Annotated in this window: 15 protein-coding genes; 6 read left to right on the forward strand and 9 right to left on the reverse strand. The window is 72.0% G+C overall.

Annotation, left to right across the window (positions count from 1 at the left end; translation table 11 throughout):
• The first annotated feature begins 32 nt into the window (after positions 1-32).
• A complete protein-coding gene (locus ACWEVP_RS05180; protein WP_452061375.1) occupies positions 33-794 on the forward strand; it encodes an excalibur calcium-binding domain-containing protein in 762 nt (253 codons plus the stop codon).
• 14 nt (positions 795-808) lie between these two features.
• The gene (locus tag ACWEVP_RS05185; RefSeq protein ID WP_452061376.1) at positions 809-3,055 is read left to right on the forward strand and encodes a helicase-associated domain-containing protein; all 2,247 of its coding nucleotides are present in this window, start codon (positions 809-811) and stop codon (positions 3,053-3,055) included.
• Here the strand turns inward: ACWEVP_RS05185 and ACWEVP_RS05190 are convergent.
• Together ACWEVP_RS05190 and ACWEVP_RS05195 are read right to left on the reverse strand one after the other, a co-directional pair.
• Positions 3,052-3,690: a class F sortase gene (locus ACWEVP_RS05190; RefSeq protein WP_452061377.1), complete on the reverse strand. Its 639-nt coding sequence runs from the start codon at positions 3,688-3,690 to the stop codon at positions 3,052-3,054. The two genes, ACWEVP_RS05185 and ACWEVP_RS05190, sit on opposite strands and share 4 nt — an antisense overlap.
• Positions 3,687-4,172, reverse strand: a complete 486-nt coding sequence (locus ACWEVP_RS05195; protein ID WP_452061378.1) for an excalibur calcium-binding domain-containing protein — start codon at positions 4,170-4,172, stop codon at positions 3,687-3,689. Before ACWEVP_RS05195 ends, ACWEVP_RS05190 begins: the two co-directional genes overlap by 4 nt.
• 285 nt (positions 4,173-4,457) lie before the next feature.
• Between ACWEVP_RS05195 and ACWEVP_RS05200 the strand changes: the two genes are divergently transcribed.
• Positions 4,458-5,084, forward strand: coding sequence for a response regulator (locus ACWEVP_RS05200; protein ID WP_436383766.1), 627 nt, complete (start codon positions 4,458-4,460; stop codon positions 5,082-5,084).
• Between the two features lie 211 nt (positions 5,085-5,295).
• Here ACWEVP_RS05200 and ACWEVP_RS05205 read toward each other — a convergent pair whose 3' ends face one another.
• The 5 genes from ACWEVP_RS05205 to ACWEVP_RS05225 all read right to left on the reverse strand — a co-directional run bounded on the left by ACWEVP_RS05205 (position 5,296) and on the right by ACWEVP_RS05225 (position 13,502).
• Positions 5,296-6,471, reverse strand: a complete 1,176-nt coding sequence (locus ACWEVP_RS05205) for a GAF domain-containing protein (protein ID WP_452061379.1) — start codon at positions 6,469-6,471, stop codon at positions 5,296-5,298.
• A 59-nt stretch (positions 6,472-6,530) separates the two neighbouring features.
• Positions 6,531-9,824: a thiol reductant ABC exporter subunit CydC gene (gene cydC / locus ACWEVP_RS05210; RefSeq protein ID WP_452061932.1), complete on the reverse strand. Its 3,294-nt coding sequence runs from the start codon at positions 9,822-9,824 to the stop codon at positions 6,531-6,533.
• A 44-nt stretch (positions 9,825-9,868) separates the two neighbouring features.
• A complete protein-coding gene (gene cydB / locus ACWEVP_RS05215; protein ID WP_452061380.1) occupies positions 9,869-10,876 on the reverse strand; it encodes a cytochrome d ubiquinol oxidase subunit II in 1,008 nt (335 codons plus the stop codon).
• Between the two features lie 114 nt (positions 10,877-10,990).
• A complete protein-coding gene (locus tag ACWEVP_RS05220) occupies positions 10,991-12,463 on the reverse strand; it encodes a cytochrome ubiquinol oxidase subunit I (RefSeq protein ID WP_452061381.1) in 1,473 nt (490 codons plus the stop codon).
• A 79-nt stretch (positions 12,464-12,542) separates the two neighbouring features.
• Positions 12,543-13,502, reverse strand: a complete 960-nt coding sequence (locus ACWEVP_RS05225; protein ID WP_452061382.1) for a S41 family peptidase — start codon at positions 13,500-13,502, stop codon at positions 12,543-12,545.
• A 186-nt stretch (positions 13,503-13,688) separates the two neighbouring features.
• Between ACWEVP_RS05225 and ACWEVP_RS05230 the strand changes: the two genes are divergently transcribed.
• Positions 13,689-14,276, forward strand: coding sequence for a TMEM165/GDT1 family protein (locus ACWEVP_RS05230; protein WP_452061933.1), 588 nt, complete (start codon positions 13,689-13,691; stop codon positions 14,274-14,276).
• A 56-nt stretch (positions 14,277-14,332) separates the two neighbouring features.
• Complete coding sequence (locus ACWEVP_RS05235) at positions 14,333-14,983, forward strand: DUF998 domain-containing protein (RefSeq protein ID WP_452061383.1); 651 nt, start codon at positions 14,333-14,335, stop codon at positions 14,981-14,983.
• On the opposite strand, the gene ACWEVP_RS05240 is transcribed toward ACWEVP_RS05235, so the two are convergent.
• Both ACWEVP_RS05240 and ACWEVP_RS05245 read right to left on the reverse strand, forming a co-directional pair.
• Positions 14,980-15,615: an IclR family transcriptional regulator gene (locus ACWEVP_RS05240; RefSeq protein WP_452061384.1), complete on the reverse strand. Its 636-nt coding sequence runs from the start codon at positions 15,613-15,615 to the stop codon at positions 14,980-14,982. The two genes, ACWEVP_RS05235 and ACWEVP_RS05240, sit on opposite strands and share 4 nt — an antisense overlap.
• Positions 15,612-16,466, reverse strand: coding sequence for a hypothetical protein (locus tag ACWEVP_RS05245; RefSeq protein WP_452061934.1), 855 nt, complete (start codon positions 16,464-16,466; stop codon positions 15,612-15,614). The genes ACWEVP_RS05240 and ACWEVP_RS05245 overlap by 4 nt, the downstream gene beginning before the upstream one ends.
• A gap of 86 nt (positions 16,467-16,552) precedes the next feature.
• Here ACWEVP_RS05245 and ACWEVP_RS05250 point away from each other — a divergent pair, with 86 nt between their 5' ends.
• Positions 16,553-17,725, forward strand: a complete 1,173-nt coding sequence (locus ACWEVP_RS05250; protein WP_452061385.1) for a homogentisate 1,2-dioxygenase — start codon at positions 16,553-16,555, stop codon at positions 17,723-17,725.
• Positions 17,726-17,781 lie beyond the last annotated feature (56 nt).

The following is a 17,781-nucleotide window of genomic DNA, read 5'->3' on the forward strand; positions in this document are numbered from 1 at the left end:
ACGTCGTGTTCGAGGAACAGGGGACTCCGGGGATGAAACGCTTTCCGAACTGGGTGAAGATCGTCTTGGCCGCGTTCGCCGTCCTGTTCGTCCTGGGCGCGATGTTCGGCAAGGCGCCGGACCCGCAGCCGGTGGCCGCCACGCCGGCGGCGCCGCCGGCGACGTCGACCACCCCGGTGACCAGCACGACTCCGGTGCCGGTCAGCTACACGGTCGAGTCCGTGACGGATGGCGCGACCGTGGTCGTGAAAGGCAGCGATGGGTCGAGCAAGACCGTGCGCGTCCTCGGGGTCACCACGCCGACCAGTACCGGTTGCTATTGGACTGAATCACTCGGCTGGGCGACCATGACGCTTTCCGGCAAAGCCGTGACGCTCGGCGTGGAAACGGCGCAGGGCGTCGCCGTGACCTTGGCCGGTGGCCAGGACTATGCGGCTCTCGCTATTCAGGGCGGTTATCTGAAATACGCGGCCGACGCCGCTTCGCCGGCGCTGGCGGCGGCCGAGACCGCGGCGAAGCAGGCCGTCAGCGGGCTGTGGGGGCCGCCGTGCAACGGGAACATCGACGTCCCAGCACCGACGCCTACGCCTACGCCGGAGCCGCCGGTCACCAAGCCGGCCCCGGTGGCCCCGCCCGCGGCGACCACCGAAGACGCTCCCGAACCCGATACCTCCGCGTACTACAAGAACTGCGCCGCCGCGAAGGCCGCCGGCGCCGCCCCGCTGCACCGCGGCGAACCCGGCTACCGGTCCGCGCTCGACCGCGACGGCGACGGCGTGGCCTGCGAACGGTGATCTAACCTGGGTTGATGACCACCGCCGACGACCTGCTCGGCAGGCTCGCCGCTCTCGATCGGGACGGCCTGGCGAAAGTTCTCACCCACCGGCCCGACGTGCTGCGCGAACCGTGGCCGCGGCGGCTCGACGTCGTCGCGGCGCGGCTCGCCTCGGCCGAGTCCCTCGACGAAGCCGTCCTCGGGCTCTCCCTGCCGCAGGTGCAGGTTCTGCGGGCCGTCCAGCTGTGCCACACCCTCGGGTTGCGGCCGACCCCGGTCGCGGAAGCCGGGAAGCTCCTGGGCGCCACGGCCGTCGAGTCCTATGTGGACGATCTCGCCGAGCGCGCTCTCCTGTGGCGCGACGGCGACCACGTCACGCTGCCGGAGTTCCTGCACCGGACGGTTTTCCACGCCGAAGGTCTCGGCCAGCCGGTCGCGGACCTGCTGGTGGAGCTCGGCCGGAGCCGCATGGCGCGGCTGTCCCAGGCCCTCGGGCTGCCGGAGGGCCTGAAGGAGCTCGTGCACTTCTACCGCGACGGCGACCGCGTGCGCGAGCTGTTCCGGACCGCACCCGAGCCGACGCGGAAACTGTTGCAGGACATGGCCGACGGCGTTCCGGAGGCCGAAGGGGTGCTGCCGTTCCACACCGCGGAGGGCTGGGCGTTCGAGCACGGCTTCCTCTTCAGCACCTACTACGGCAGCGTGGCCATGCCGATCGAGGTGTCGCTCGCCCTGCGCGGCCCGGACCACCAGCTGCCGTTCACGCCCGAGGAACCCGGCCACTCGCTCACGCAGGTCGGTAACGAGGCGACCGAAGCGACGTCGTCGGCCGCCGCGCTGCGGCTGCTCGACCGCGTCTCGGCCGTTCTCGACCTCGCCGCCGCCGAACCGTTCCCGCTGCTCAAGGACGGCACGATCGGCGCGCGGCTGGTCAAGAAGGTCGCCAAGGAGACCGGCGCGACGCCCGCGGAGATCGAGCTGGCCATCGACCTCGCGGCGCAGGCCGGGCTGCTGCTGGCCGACGAACCGCCGACGCCGCGCCGCGGTCAGAAGGCACCGCCGCCGACGCTCGCGCCGGATCCCGACCTCGCCCGGCCCGCGCCGGCGCTGCTCTACCGCCTGCTGCTGACGACCTGGTGGGACCCGGCGCCGCCGGAGCCCGGCATCGACGTCGGCGCGCTCGTGCGGCGGCTGGTCGTGCGGCTGCTCGCGCGCCTCGATCCCGGCACGGCCGTCGCCGACGGCCTGACCCGCCTCGCCGAATGGCACGCGCCGATGCTGCCGACCGAGGACTTCGCCGGGCACGTCGCGGACGCGCTCGAGGCGGCCGAGCTCCTCGGCGTCGTCGCGCACGGCGCCGTCACCGCGGTGGGCCGCGCGCTGCTCACCGAGGCGGGGCTCGTCGAAGTCACCGACGGGCTGGTCGCCCGCGCGCGGACGACCGCGCTGTTCGGCACCGACCTCACCGCGATCGTGCCCGGTTCGCCGGACGCGCGGCTCGCCGCGTCGCTCGACCGCGTCGCCGACCGCGAAGCGCAGGGCACCGCGACCAGCTGGCGGTTCTCCCCCGCGACCGTCCGGCGGGCGTTCGACCAGGGCGCGACGGCCGACGGGCTGCTCGACGAGCTGCGCGCGCTCGCCGCGGGCGACCTGCCGCAACCGCTGGTGTACCTGGTCAACGACGTCGCGCGGCGCCACGGCGAGGCGCAGGTCCTCGACGTCGCGAGCGTCGTCGTCGGCGAACCCGCCGTGCTCGCCGAACTCGCCGCGCACCGGAAGCTCGCGAAACTCGGCCTGCGCGCGGTGGCGCCGACCGTCCTGACGTCCACTGTGGACGCCGACGGCACGCTCGACGCGCTGCGCGAAGCCGGTTACTCCCCGACCCACCACGCCGCCGACGGCAGCATCGTGCTGCCCGCCCGTGAGCCGGCCTCGCCCACGGTCACCTTCCGCGATCCCGAGCCGGACGAAGGGCCGCCCGACCCGCGCGAGCACGCCGCGCGGCTGCTCGCGGCGCCGTCGAGCGGCCCGAACCTGCTGCGCGGGCAGCTCGCGCGGGCGATGAGCGACCGCTACGCGGGACGTCTGACGCCCAAGCAGCAACAGCTCTGCTGGCAGCTCGAGGCCGGGATCCCCGCGGACGTCGTGTACCAGGCGGACGACGGCCCGGCCCGGCTGGTCATCGCGTACCCGGAGCTCGACGGCGACGTACTGGACGTCTGGTCACTCGGCGACCACGCGTACCGGCGGCTCGAGCTGGCGAAGATCGACCTCGGCTAGCCCTCGACGCCGGTGAGCCGCGCGTAGGCCACGACGTTGTCCAGGTAGTTGCCGCTCGACCGGTCGAACTCGCCACCGCAGGTGATGAGCCGCAGTTCTGGCTCGGCGGTGTCGCCGTAGACCTGGTCGGTCGGGAACTCCGCCTTGGCGTAGCGGTCGACGCGGTAGACGGTGAAGACGGCGGTCCGCCCGTCGGACCGCCCGACCCTGGCCTGTTCGCCCGGCCGCAGTTCCTTGAGCCGGGAGAAGGCACCGGGAACGTGCTTGTAGTCGACGTGCGCCGCCAGCACCGCTGGGCCGACCTCGCCGGGCGAAGGCGCGCCGGTGAACCAGCCGACCGTCGTGGCGTCGCCCGGCACCTCGAGCTCACCCTTCGAGGTCAGCCCGAGGTCCTTGAGCGCGTCGGCGCGCACGCCGATCGCCGGGATGCTCAAGGAGGCCGGTTTCGCCGCCGGGAGCCCGCCGCCGGACGGCGCGGCGGTGGTCGACGGCGCGACCTCGACGGGCACGGCGGATGGCGGGGCGACCTGCTCCGGCGCGTGCGGCGAGAACGCGAGGACGAGGGCCACCACCAGAACCGACCCGAGCGCGGCGGCGACCGCCGTGACCGCCGGCCACAGGCGTGGGTGTCTCAATTCGCGCGCCGGCGCAGGTGGAGCACCATGCCGCCGGACGCCGCCGCGGCGAGCAGCGCGCCGCTCAGCACGAGGAACGCGGGGACGCCTTCGTCCGGCTCACCACCGCCGGTGGCCACGCCGCCGACCGGCTTGACCTTGACCTGGCTGCCCGTCGCGGATTTCTTCGTCGTGGTGGTTTTCGGGACCGTGTGGGTCTTCGTCGTCGGCTGTTGCCCGGACGTCGGGGTGACGGTGTTCTGCTGCGGGCGGTGGGGACGCGATTCGCAGGCGATCCCGTCCTTGTCGTCGTCCAGGTGGTTCGGATCGGACGGGTCCTGGTCGAGAACCGCCTGCGCGTCTTCCTGGTATTGGAAGTCGCCGCAGTCGAGATCGGCCGCCAGCGGCGTCGCGAGCTGCGCGGAGGCAGGGGAAACGGGACCGAGGAGAGCGAGCCCGGCGACGGCCGCGGCCGTCGTCAGGGCACGACGAAACAAGGACACCGGAAGGTCCTTTCAGGAAGAATCGGGGGCGATTGCGTGGTTACTATCGCGGCGCCAACGAGCCTGTTACGGACCATTCCGGAATTTCGGGAACGTCAGCTCTCCACCGGAAACCACCGGGCTCGTGATTCTTTGCCATTTCCCGTTGACCTGCGGAATCAGCGACGGAAATGCGGGTCGCCGGAAATGTTACGAGATCCGCGGTCACACTTTGGGCGTAATCGACCGGTGTGACGTGCGAACCAGCCGGCACCACGGCGTCCGCGCACCCCGTAACCTGGGCAGATGCCGATCCAGGTACTGCTCGTCGACGACCACGAACTGGTCCGCCGCGGGCTTCGCGACCTCCTCGGCGACGAGCCCGACATCGAGGTCGTCGCCGAGGCGAGCAGCGTCGAAGAGGCGCTGGCGGTGGCGATGCACGTCGAGCCGGAGGTCGCGGTGGTCGATGTCCGCCTCGGCGACGGCGACGGCATCACGCTCTGCCGCGAGCTGCGGTCCAAGCCGAGCCCGCCGGCGTGCCTGATGCTGACCGCGTTCGACGATGAGGAGGCGATGGTCGGCGCGATCATGGCCGGCGCCGCGGGCTACCTGCTGAAGCAGGTGCGCGGGCAGGACGTGGTGAACGCGGTGCGCGAGGTCGCGGCCGGGCGGTCGCTGCTGGACCCGGTGAGCACCGCACGGGTGCTGGACAAGATGCGGCACCCGCCGACGGACGAGCTGGCGACGCTGACCGAGCGCGAGCGGGACGTGCTGGAGCTGATCGGCCAGGGCCTGTCGAACCGCGAGATCGCCGAGCGGCTGTTCCTCGCCGAAAAGACGGTCAAGAACTACGTCACCTCGGTGCTGGCGAAGCTCGGCATGCAGCGCCGGACGCAGGCCGCCGCCTGGATCGCGCGGCGCGAGAAGTAACTCCGCGCGACGGCCGCGTCCGCAAGCCGCCGTTCGCTGCGTCCTTTTCAATCGTCGTCACGGACCGCCACCCCGATCGGCGGTTTTGACCTGCCGTTTTCACTCGAACGTGAGTCGAATAGGTGTTCGAAAAGCCGGTACGATCTTCAGCGAGGGCGATGAAGGGAGGCTGGATGACCCGAGAAGGTTAGAACGCGGTCAGTCAAGCGGTTCAGTCGAGTGGGAGGTCGAACGCGACGAGCGTGCCGAGACTGGGCGAGGAGTTCAGGAAGAACTTGCCGCCCGCGGCGTCCGCGCGTTCGGCGAGATGACGCAGGCCACGGGTGGCGACGCCTTGGGGGACGCCGGAACCGTTGTCCCGGACACGGAGTTTCACGCCGTCGGAGTCCCTGGTCAGGGTCACGCGGGTTTCGCTGGCGCCGGAGTGTCTGACCACATTGGACAGTGCTTCGCGCAGGGCGGCCCTGATGTGGTCGGCTCGTTCCGCGGGGATGTCGGCGAATTCGCCGGACAGCTCCAGGGTCGGCGGGTACCCGAGCAGCTCGCCGGCGATGCGGACCTCGCCGCGCGCCGACTCGGCGAGGTCGGTGGGCGTGCCGGTGTCGTGGCGAGGCTCCGGCGACCGGAGCGCGCGCACGGTGCCCCGGATCTCCTCGATGGTCTGGTCGAGCTGGTCGATGGCGTCGGAGAGCCGCGCGCCGTCGGCCTGGGCGAATCGCTTGCGCATGTTGCGCCGGACCCGGTCGAGCTGCATGCCCGCGCCGTAGAGCCGTTGGACGATGACGTCGTGGAGTTCGCGCGCGATCCGTTCCCGCTCTTCGTACAGCGCGACGCGGTGCCTGGCATTGGCGCCTTCGGCGAGCGCGAGCACGACGCCGGCCTGGGCGGCGAAGGCGACGAGCATCTCGACGGTCCCGGCGGAGAACGGCTCGCGTCCCCGCTTGCGGTAGACGGTGAGCGCGCCCAGCACGCGTCCCCCGGACCCGAACGGCGCGGCGGCGAAGGGCCCGTAGCCGTGGAGCTCGGCGGGCACGAAGGGCGCGGTCCGCGGGTCGACGGTGAAGTCGGCGCTCGCGACGGGCTCACCGCCGCGCGCGACGCGTCCGGCGGCGGAGTCGGCGGGGAGGGCGAGTCCCCGCAACGACTCGTCTCGCGGTTCGCCGTCGCCCGGGTCGTCGGGTTCCTCGGCGGTGGCGTAGTGCGCGGCCTCGACGACGACGCGGCCGTCGTCGGCGCTGACCATGGCCAGGCCGAGGTCGGCATCGGCGAGTTCGGCCGCCCGGGCGACGACGGTGTCGAGCACCGCGCCCGGGTCGTCGCCGGAGAGGGCGGTGCTCGTGATCTCGGTGGCGGCGGACAGCGCCCGCGCGGCAAGCGTCGGATCCATGAGTTCCGTCATTATCGCGCGACGCTGCGGCGGCACGCCAAGCGCGCTGGGCGAACCGATCACGGCACGGGCACCCGCGTGACGACCCGGCCGTCGCGAACCTCGAGCACGAGGTCAGCGTCGTCGGCCTCCTCGGCGCGGTGGGTGACGTGGACGACGGTCCGCCCGGCGAGCGCCTCCCGCAGGTGCGCGCGTACGAGGTGCGCGGTCGGCTCGTCGAGGTGGGAGGTGGGCTCGTCGAGCAGCACGAGGCCGGCACCGGGAGCGCCGAGCAAGGCCCGCGCGAGGGCGACGCGCTGCGCCTGCCCACCGGAGAGCCCGCTGCCACCGCTGCCGAGCAGAGTCGCGGGATCGACATCGCCGGCGGCCGCCTGCCGCAGGGCGGCACGCAGCTCGTCGGCGGTCGCGTCCGGGCGCGCGAGCCGGAGGTTTTCGGCAACGGTGGTGGCCGCGAGCATCGGCTCTTGAGGAGCCCAGGCAACTCGCCCGGGAACGTCGAGAATCCCGCGGCTCGGCGCGAGAAAGCCCAGCAGAGCGGCGACGAGGGTGGACTTCCCGGCCCCGCTCGGCCCGACAACGGCGGCGTAGGTGCCGGGCGCGAGGTCGAGGTCGACCTCGCGCAGCACAACCGGCCCCCCGGGCCACCCGAGATCAGCGCCTCGCAGCAAGACACGGCCGCCTGCTTCGTCCGCGCCATCGCTCGACGAGACGCGCCGCTCGAAGCCGTCCCCCTCCGGCGCGCCGCTGTCGCCGACCTCGCCCCGCACACCACTGCGACCGGCCTCCACCGTGCCCCAACCGCGGGCACCGGCGTTCTCGACCCGCGCCGGCGGGTCGGCCAAGCGGTGGCGTGCCCGCTGAAGCGTGTCCCAGTGCTGAGCCACTGCCGGCAGCAGCGCGAGCACCTCCGCCAACGCCAACGGCACCAAGGCCGGCAGCGGCGCCAGCACGGGGTCGAGATCCCCCGCCGCGACCGCGCGCGCGGCGAACGCGGTGCTGATCACCGCGCCCGCGCCACACGCCAGCGTCACCAGCGCCTCCGCCGCGCCCGCGCCGAATGCCTGGCGGCGAGCTTCGCCCACCAACCGCGTGTCCGCCTCCGCCAACGCGCGGCGGTGCTCGCGATCCCGGCCGAACGCCAGCAGCTCCGCCGCCGCCTCGAACAGCACCAGCACCCGCGATGCCACTTCACGGCGACCGTCCGCCAGCGCCGATGTCGCGCGGCGCTCCGCCCGCAACGCCACCCAGGGCGCGCACAGCGCCACCGCTACCGCCACCAGCAACGTCAGGCCGGCCGCGGGCAGCACCCACGTCTGCACCGCGATCGCCCCCGCCGCGACCAGCGCCACCACCAGCGGGGGCGACACCACCCGCGGCAGCAGGTCGCGCACGGTGTCGACGTCGGCCACCAAGCGCCGCTGTCCTTCGCCCGCTCGCAACCCGCGGGCCGGGCCCAGCCGGACCAGGGAATTCCACAGCCGGACGCGGAGGCGGCCGGCGACGCGGAACGCCGCGTCGTGCGTGACCAGCCTTTCCACGTACCTCAGCGCCGCGCGGCCCAGGCCGAACGCGCGGACGCCGACCACCGCGACCGTCAGCGTCAGGATCGGCGGCTGCTGCGACGCCTTGGCGATCAGCCAGCCCGACGTCGCCGTCAGCGCCACCCCGGCCAGCAGCGCCACCGCGCCGAGCGCCGCGCCGGCGAAGAGCCGTCGGTCGAGCAGCGCGCGCCACGGCAACGGCGTGCCCGAAGCGTCCACTGTGGACGTCGACGGCATGGCGGTCTCGTCAGGGGCCAGGTCGACCGCCGCCGTGCGCTCGTGAGCCGCGATGATCGCCGCGGCGCCGTCGTCGACCGCGCGCTGGACCGCCGCGAGCACCAGGCGCGCGTTGGCCTCGTCGAGGTGGGCGGTCGGCTCGTCGAGCAGGAGCAGCCAAGCGCCGTCGCGGATCCGGTGCAGCGCCCGGGCCACCGCGACGCGCTGGCGCTGTCCCAGCGAAAGCTGCGCCACCGGGCGGTCGGCGAGCCCGTCGAGGCCGAGTTCGGCGAGGAAGTCTTCGCCGCCCAGTTCCTCCCGGACGGTGCCGCCGGTGAACACCGGTGACTGCGGTACCCACGCGACTTGTTCGCGCCAGCGCGCGAGGTCGGCGTCGGCCAGGTTCGTCGCGCCGACCGTGATGGCGCCGTCGTCCGCCGGGACGAAGCCGAGGAGGGCCGAGAGCGTCGTCGACTTGCCGCCCCCGCTCGGGGCGCGCAGCCAGAGCGTCTCGCCGGGACGGACCGTGAACGTCTCGCCGTCGGGCGCGAACCCGCCGCGCCGCGCGACGCGCAGGGAAGACACGCGCAGCTCGCCTCGCGACGGCACCGCGGTCCCGCGGGCAGGCACGGGTTCGGCCAGGAGATCGGCGACGCGCCGGACCGCTTCGACGCCGTCCTCACTGGCGTGGAACGCGGCGCCGACCGCGCGCAGCGGCTGGTAGCACTCGGGCGCCAGGATCAGCACGCCCAGGCCGATGGCCAGCGGCAGGCTCCCGCCGACGAGCCGGACGCCGATCACCACCGCGACCAGCGCGACCGACAGCGTCGCGATCAGTTCCAGTGCGAACGCCGAGGAAAACGCGACCTTCAACGTCTTGAGCGTCGCGCGGCGGTGGCGTTCGGACAGCTGCCGGACGGTCTCGCCCTGCGCGGTCGCGCGCCGGAACGCCGTCAGCACCGGCAGCACGCGCACGAGCTCCAGCAGCCGTTCGGACATCCGGTGCGTGGCGTCGGTCGCGCCGGCGACGCGGTCGGCCGTAAACTTGCCGACGAGGATCGCGAACACCGGGAGCAGCGGGACGGTCAGCGCGACGATCACGCCGGACGGCCAGTCGGCGAACAGGATCGCCGCGCCGGCGCCGAGCGGCACGACCGCCGCCGTCACCAGCGCGGGCAGGTACTCGCGGAAGTACGCGTCGAGCGCGTCGAGGCCGCGGGTGGTCAACGCCGTCAGCTCGCCGTGGCCGCGGCGGGCGATCCACTCCGGGCCGAGCCGCAGGGCGTGGTCGACGGCTCGCGCGCGCAGCTCGCGTTGCGCGGTGGCGACCGCGCGGGCGGAGACCGTGCGCACCGCCCAGCCGGTCAGCGCGCGCGTCGCGACGAGCGCGAGCAGCGCGGCCAGCTGGGCGGTGCGTCCCCCGGAACCTGCTCCGACGATCGCCGCGAGGACGTCGGCGAGCAGGAATGCCTGTGCCACCAGGGCGGCGGCGTGGAGGAAGGAGAGGAACCCCACCACGGCCAGCGCTCGGCGCACGGCCGGCACGAGGGCCGGCAGCGCGCCGAGCGGGCCCTTTCCCGGCCGCGCCGAGTCCACTGTGGACTCCGAGGCGGAAAGGGGAGCGCGTCCGGGAAGAGTGGTCACGGCGCATGCACCGCCGGGATGTGCTGGGTGCCGATGCGCCTGCGGAACACCCAGTACGTCCAGCCCTGGTAGACCAGCACGGCCGGCGCGCCGAAGACGGCGACCCAGGTCATGACGGTCAGCGTGTACGGGCTCGACGCGGTGCCCTCGATGGTGAGGGTGTTGGCGGCGTCGAGCGTCGAAGGCAGGACGTTCGGGAAGAGCGCGCCGAACAGCGTGACGGCGGCTCCGGCGATGACGACGGCGAGCGCGGCGAAGGCCTGCCCGTCGCGGTCGGCGCGCAGCCGCAGCCAGGCGACGACCGCGGCGAGAGCACTGATCCCGAACGAGAGCAGTGTCCACAATGTGCCGTGGCGCCACTGGACGACCGAGAGGAACGCGACGATCGGCACCATGGCGGCCGGCAGGGCTTTCACAGCGAGACTCCTCGCGCGTTCCCGCAGGTCACCACTGGTTTTGAGGGCGAGGAACGCGGCGCCGTGGGCGAGGGAGAAGGCGGCGATCGCGACCGCGCCGAGCAGGGTGTCCCAGCGGAAGGCGGCGAACGCGGAGCCGACGCGGTTGCCGTCGGCGTCGAGCGGCAGGCCGAGGACGGTGGTGGCGATGATGAGGCCGACGCCCAGCGGCGCGACCCACGAACCGGTCATGATCACGCGGTCCCAGGTGCGGCGCCAGCGGTCGGAGTCGACCTTGCCGCGGTACTCGAAGGCGACGCCGCGGCCGATGAGCGCGAGCAGCACGATGAGCAGCGGCAGGTAGGCGGCCGAGAAGAGCCCGGCGTACCACCCGGGGAAGGCGGCGAACATGGCGCCGCCGGCGACGATGAGCCAGACCTCGTTGCCGTCCCAGACGGGCCCGATGGTGTTGACCATGACGCGGCGTTCGGTGTTGTCCTTCGCAAGGACGGGCAGCAGCATGCCGACGCCGAAGTCGAAGCCTTCGAGGAAGAGGTAGCCGAGCCAGAAGAAGGCGATGACGACGAACCAGACCGTCTCCAGGGTCATCGGGTCCCGCCTTTCGCACGATCGCCGGGAGTTATCCACATCCGGGCGAGTTGTCCACAGATTTGCTGTGGGTAACCCGCGAGAGTGATCACGTCGACACTCATCGTCAACACCTCAGTACGCGAAGGCGAGCGTGTCGCCCTCGGCCTCGTCGGAGTCCTTCTTCTCCGGGGGCATCACCGCTTCGACGCCGCCGCGGATGTACTTGCGCATCAGGTACAGCTCCACCACTCCCAGTGCCGCGTACACCGTGGTCAGCGCGATCAGCGACGTCCAGACCTCGCCCGTCGTCAGCCGCGACACCGCCTGGGCCGTGAACATCCACACCCCGTCGACGCCGCTCGGGTTGGGGGCCACCACGAACGGCTGACGGCCCATCTCCGTGAAGATCCAGCCCGCGCTGTTGCCCAGGAACGGGGTCGCGATGCCGCCCAGGACCAGCAGCGGGAACCAGCGGCTGCCCGGGATCCGGTCGCGGCGGGTCAGCCACAGGGCCAGCAGGCCGATGCCCGCCGACACCGCGCCGAAGCCGATCATCATGCGGAAGCCCCAGTACGTCACCGGCAGGTTCGGCACGTAGTCGATCGGCTCGCCGGCCAGGGACCCCAGCGCCGGGTCGTCCGGGTAGTTCGTGCCGTACTTCGCCTGGTACTCGGTCACCAGGTTCTCCACGCCCTTGACCTCGGTCTTGAAGTCGTTGTGGGCCAGGAACGAAAGCAGCGCCGGGACGTTGAACGTCTTCACGTCCTCGCAGTTCGCGCCCGACACGTCGCCGATCGCGATGATCGAGAAGCTCGCCGGCTTTTCCGTGTGGCACAGCGCTTCCGCCGACGCCATCTTCATCGGCTGCTGCTCGAACATCAGCTTGCCCTGCGCGTCACCGGTGATCGCCAGGACCGCGAAGGCCGCCACGCCCACCCAGCCGCCCAGGCGCAGCGAGGACCGCCAGACGTCCTGGTTCGAGCGACGCCGCCAGAGGTGCCAGCCCGCGACGCCCACCAGGAACGCCGCCGCCACCGAGAACGCGCCGGCCAGCGTGTGCGGGATCGCGGCCAGTGCCGTGTTGTTCGTCAGCACCGCCCAGATCGAGTTCATCGTCGGCTTGCCGTTTTCGAACGTCACGCCGACCGGGTGCTGCATCCACGAGTTCGCCGCCAGGATGAAGTACGCCGACGCCATCGTGGCCAGCGAAAACGCCCACGCGCACGCCAGGTGGACCTTCTTCGGCAGCCGGTCCCAGCCGAAGATCCACAGGCCGAGGAAGGTCGACTCGACGAAGAACGCGACGAGCCCTTCCATCGCGAGCGGTGCGCCGAAGACGTCGCCGACGAAGCGCGAGTACGCGCTCCAGTTCATCCCGAACTGGAACTCCTGCACGATGCCGGTCACCACGCCCATCGCGAAGTTGACCAGCAGCAGCTTGCCCCAGAACTTCGTCATCTTCAGGTGCCGCGGATCGCCGGTGCGGACCCACTGGGTCTGCATCGCCGCGACCAGGATCGACAGCCCGATGGTCAGCGGGACCATCAGGAAGTGGTAGACGGTGGTGATGCCGAACTGCCACCGCGCTAGCTCAAGGACCTCCACGTGGTCCAGCGTGCTCCGGGGCCCGGGGCGCAGCCAGATCAACTGGTCCTGTCCGGCCCAGGACCAACGTCCCGGGTGACTACAGCTGGTCGAGCGCCTGCCGCGCCTCTTCGGCGACGCCCCGCCGCGGGCCGTCCGACCCCAGCTGGAGGACGTGCCGCAACGCCAGCCCGTACGCCTTGTCGAACGCCTGGTCAGCGGGTACTTCGAGGTCCGGCCGGACGCCGGTGCCCTCCCAGTTCTCCCCCGTCTCCGGGTGCAGCGAGCGCGCGATCGAGACGGTCACGTCGAGGTAGGTGTCCACTTTGTACTGCTCACGCGGGTGGGCGCCGCCGCGGGTGGCCTCGCCCACCGTCTTCGCCCGGCCCTGCTGCTGGAGCGAGAACGCGAGGTCCTCGCCGCCGGAGAACGTCGCCGGCCCGGTCAGCACCCAGACCGGCTTGGTGCCGCCGAACCGCGCTCCCGGGACGTAGGGCAGCGTCCACATCTGCGTCGTCTTGTGGCCTTCGCGCTCGTAGATGTCGAGGTAGTGGACCTGCTCGTCGACGAGGTAGGTCTGCAGCAGCGCGCTCGTGCCCGGGGTGCCGCCGCGGTTGCGCCGGACGTCGAGCAGCAGCGCGTCGGTGGGCGCGAGCAGCGTCATCGCCGCGGCGATCGCCGGCCCGGCCAGCTCGGCCGGGTAGAGCATCGTCGTGTCGAGGTAGCCGACGTTGCCGGCGAGCCGTTTGACCTCGGCGATGCCGAAGCTCTCCAGTTCGGCCTCGAGCCGGAACGCCTCGGAGTTCACGGCCGCGTCGCCGTCGTCGGCCACCGGGTCGGCGTGGTGGCGCAGGCGCAGGTGCTTGTCGCCGTTGACCGACTGCAGGTCCGTGGTGACGAGCGCCGCGAACCCGGCGTCGTCGACGTCGGCGTACGCGCCTTCGCCGAGCCGCTGGCGCAGCACGTCCGCCAGCTTCGCCGCGACATCGGGGAAGACGTAGTGCGCTTCCAACCGGCGGATGACCTCGTCGACCTGCGCAGCACGCGCCCCAGACCCCATGAGGTCAACCTACCGGAGGCCGCAATCGGATTTTCGGGGCGCCGAAGAAAATTGTGCGACGCGGCTTGACGACAAATTCATGGCCACCGATCCGGCAATTTCGCGGAAGCCATCAGCTTGCGGCATTCCGAAGCTCCCCTTTATCGTTGCAGTGAAAGGGGCGAAGAAATTCTCATGACTGCCGCGATGGTGGCGTTGATCAGCGCGTTCGGCCTGGTCCTCGCCGTGGAGCTGCCGGACAAGACGCTGGTCGCCACCCTGGTGCTGACCACCCGTTTCCGCGGTGGCCCGGTATTCGCCGGGGTGTGCGCGGCCTTCGCCGTGCAATGCGTGATCGCGGTCGCGTTCGGCAGCGTGCTGACGCTGTTACCGGACGTCGTCCTTTCGCTCGTCGTCGCCGCGATGTTCGGCCTCGGCTCGTTCATGCTCCTTCGCGAGGGATTCAGCGAAGCGGACGAAGCCGGCGACGACGCTTCGCGCATCGGCCCGGCTCCGCTGTCCTTCATGCGCTCCGCGATGACGTCGTTCGGGGTGCTCTTCGCCGCCGAGTGGGGCGACGCCTCCCAGCTCGCGACGGCGAGCCTCGCCGCGCGGATCGGCAACCCCGTCGCCGTCGGCGTCGGCGCCTTCGCCGCGCTGATCGTCGTCGCCGGGCTGGCGGTGTTCATCGGCGGGAAGATCCGCAGCCGGATCAAGCCGAAGCTGATCCAGCTCTGCGCCGGGTTCGCGTTCGCCGGGTTCGCCGCGTTCGCCCTGCTCCAGCTCGCCTTCTGACTCCTGCCTCACAGGTTCGCCGGGTAACCTTTCGGGAACGAAAGGATGAGCGCCCGGTGAACAAGCCTTTGACCGCCGCCGTCTCGCCACTGCACGGGCGGCTCGCGCTCGGCGGTATCGGCTTGGCCGTGGCCATCTCGATCGACCTGCACCTGCGCCTGTCCGGCCAGGTCAGCCCGGTCTGGCAGACGCTGTCGGAGTACGTCTACGGCAAGCTCGGCTCGTCCTCGGCCGCGCCCCTGTTCAGCGTCATGTGCCTGGCGCTGTCGCTCGGCTCGGTCGCGCTGCTGGCCGGCATCGCCAAGGCCCACCGGCCCGGCACCACCGCCGTCTGCGTCCTGCTCGGCGTCTGGTCGGCCGGGCTGCTGGTGTGCGGGCTCGTGCCCGTCGACCCCGACGGCCAGGCGCGCTCGACGGCCGGCCAGGTCCACAACCTCGCCGCGCTCACCGCGTTCGTCGCGCTGCCGGCAGCCGCGTTCGTGCTGACGAAGAAAGGCCGCGAGCGCTGCCCCTGGGAGCCGCGCCGGACGACGATCCGGCGCCTGGCCGCGGCGAGCTTCGTGAGCGTCGGCGTGGTGCTCGGCGGGTTCGTCCTCACGCTCGTCCTCGGCCCCGCCAACCAGGACGTCACGCTCGGCCTGTTCGAGCGGCTGCTGTTCACCGTCGACGTCACGCTGCTGCTGACGATGGTGCGGCCCCTGCGTTAGACCTTCAGGATGTCGGCCAGCCGGGCGGCGGCCGCGACGACCTGAGGGCCCACCTCGGCGGCCTTGAGCGGCTCCAGGGACACGACCCCCACGCTCGCCTTCAGCCCGGGCACCCCGCGGACCGGCGCCGCGACGCCGGAGGCGCCCGCCTCCAGCTCGCCCGTCGAGGTCACCCAGCCGTCGCCGCCCGGGCGCAGCGACATCGCCTTGCCGGCCGCGCCCGCCGTCAGCGAGTGCCGGCTCCCGACGCGGTAGGCGACGTGGAAGCTCGTCCACGACGGCTCGACGACGGCCACCGCAAGCGCTTGCGTCCCCTGCGCGACCGACAGGTGCGCGGTCGCGCCGACCTTCTCGGCCAGCTCGCGCAGCACCGGGCCGGCGGCGTCACGCAGCTGCGGTAGCACCTGCCCGGCCAGCCGGAGCAGGCCGACGCCGAGCCGGACCTTCGTGCCGTCGCGCCAGACCAGCCCGCGCTCCGACAGCGGCACGAGCAGCCGGTAGACGGCCGCGCGGCTGGCCCCGATGGCCACCGCCAGCTCGGAGATGGTCGCCGCGTCGCCGCCGGCGTCGGCCACTGCCTGCAGCAGCGCCAGCCCCCGGTCGAGCGTCAGCGACCCCTCCCGGCTGGTCACAGCAAGCCGAGTTCGCCCATGTCGCGCACCGGCTGCTCGAACGACGCCGCCGCGTAGGACGCGAAGAGCGCCCGGACGGCCTTCGCGGCCGGCTCGGACAACGCGCGGGCCTCGTCGGCCAGCGCCTCGGCGTCGGTCGACTCCAGGGCCGCCCGGACGTCCCCGCCGGAGAGGCTGCGCGCGGAGGCCACGAGCAGGTTCAGGAAGCCGTGGTGCACGAAGCCGGTGTCGGGGTCGGCGTGCCGGACCGCGCGGTGCAGGCTGTTCGTCGCCTTGAACGACGCCCCTTCCGCCGCGCTGACGACGGCGAGGAAGTCCGCCACCTCGTCGACGCTCGGGAAGTTCTCGCCCGCCTGGCCGCCGCAGCGGATCTTCGGCCAGCTGCCGTGCTCGATGACCTTCCGGACGCCGTCCAGCCAGCCGACGCCGCGCCGCGGCTCGACGACGCGGATGACGTCCTCCGGGACGAACTCCGAGACGCGCTCCAGCCAGACCTCGTCGACGTCCGACGGCGCCGGCATCTCGACCATCCGCAGCGCCAGCAGCTCGCTGCGCGACTCGACGATGGAGATGGCCTTCGGGACGCCGCCCAGACCGGTGTCGATGATCAGCGACAGCGGCAGCGGCTGCTTCGGCTTGATCTTGATCAGCTCGGTGATCAGCTCGGGCAGCCGGGACGCCTGGCAGAGGAAAACCCCCAGGACACCGGCGTGTTCGGACTCCCGGCTCGCGAAGTGCGCGCGCAGGGCTTCGGGCATGGCCGCATCGCCCGGAGGGAACAGCGCCGAGTCGTCGACGAGCCTCGCGAACAGGGGAGGAATTCCACGGGGGCCGGGGGGCGTGAGTTCCACAGCGCTTGACACGACTGACACGCTAGTAGCGTACGACATGAGGACAAAATCGTTCGCACAACGGACACGTTTCGGAGGGAGCGCCGATGCCTTACTACCGGCAAGTAGGCGAGATCCCGCACAAGCGGCACACCGCGTTCCGCAAGCCCGGCGGCGGCCTCTACGCCGAGGAACTGATGGGCGTCGAGGGCTTCTCCGCCGACTCCGCCCTCCTCTACCACCGCGGCCTGCCGACGGCGATCGTCGACGCGGTCGCCGTCGAGGAGGACCGCGGGTCGCTCACGCCGAACCACCCGCTCAAGCCGCGGGCGTTCCAGACCGGGGACCTCAAGTTCGGCGCCGAGGCCGACGCCGTGACCGACCGTCGGCGCCTCTTCGGCAACAACGACGTGACCATCGGGTTCGTCACGGCGACCGCGCCCAGCCCGCTCTACCGCAACGCGGCCGGCGACGAGCTGTTCTACGTCCAGGGCGGCTCGGCGACCGTCGAGACGATCTACGGCCGCCTCGAGGTCGGCGACGGCGACTACCTCGTCATCCCGACGTCGTGCACCTACCGCGTCCTCCCCCACGGCGAGGTCGGCCTCTTCATCCTCGAGGCGCGCGGGCACATCGGGCCGCCGAAGCGGTACCTGTCGGCGAAGGGCCAGTTCCTGGAGCACTCGCCGTACTGCGAGCGCGACGTACGCGGGCCCACCGAGCCGATGCTGGAAGACGGCGAAGACGTCGACGTCCTCGTGCGCCACCGCGCGGGTCTCACGCGCTACACGTACGCGACGCACCCCTTCGACGTCGTGGGCTGGGACGGCTGCCTCTACCCGTGGGCGTTCAACATCGACGACTTCGAGCCGATCACCGGTCGCGTGCACCAGCCGCCGCCGGTGCACCAGACGTTCGAGGGCCCGAACTTCGTCGTCTGCTCCTTCTGCCCGCGGAAGGTCGACTACCACGAGGACTCGATCCCGGTGCCGTACAACCACGCGAACGTCGACTCCGACGAGCTGATGTTCTACGTGCGCGGCAACTACGAGGCCCGCAAGGGCTCGGGGATCGGGATCGGCTCGCTGTCACTGCACCCGTCCGGCTTCACGCACGGCCCGCAGCCGGGCGCGGCGGAGGCGTCGATCGGCGCGGAGTTCTTCGACGAGACCGCGGTCATGGTCGACACGTTCGCGCCGCTGGAACTCGGCGAGGCCGCCGACGCGGCCGAGGATCCGGGCTACGCGTGGACGTGGTCGCGGCGCGGCCCTAAGCAATAGTCAAAATACCGTCCCCGCCCGGTTCCGCTGCCGGATAATGGTATTCCGGCAGCGGA

This window comes from Amycolatopsis sp. NPDC003865 (assembly GCF_053605345.1).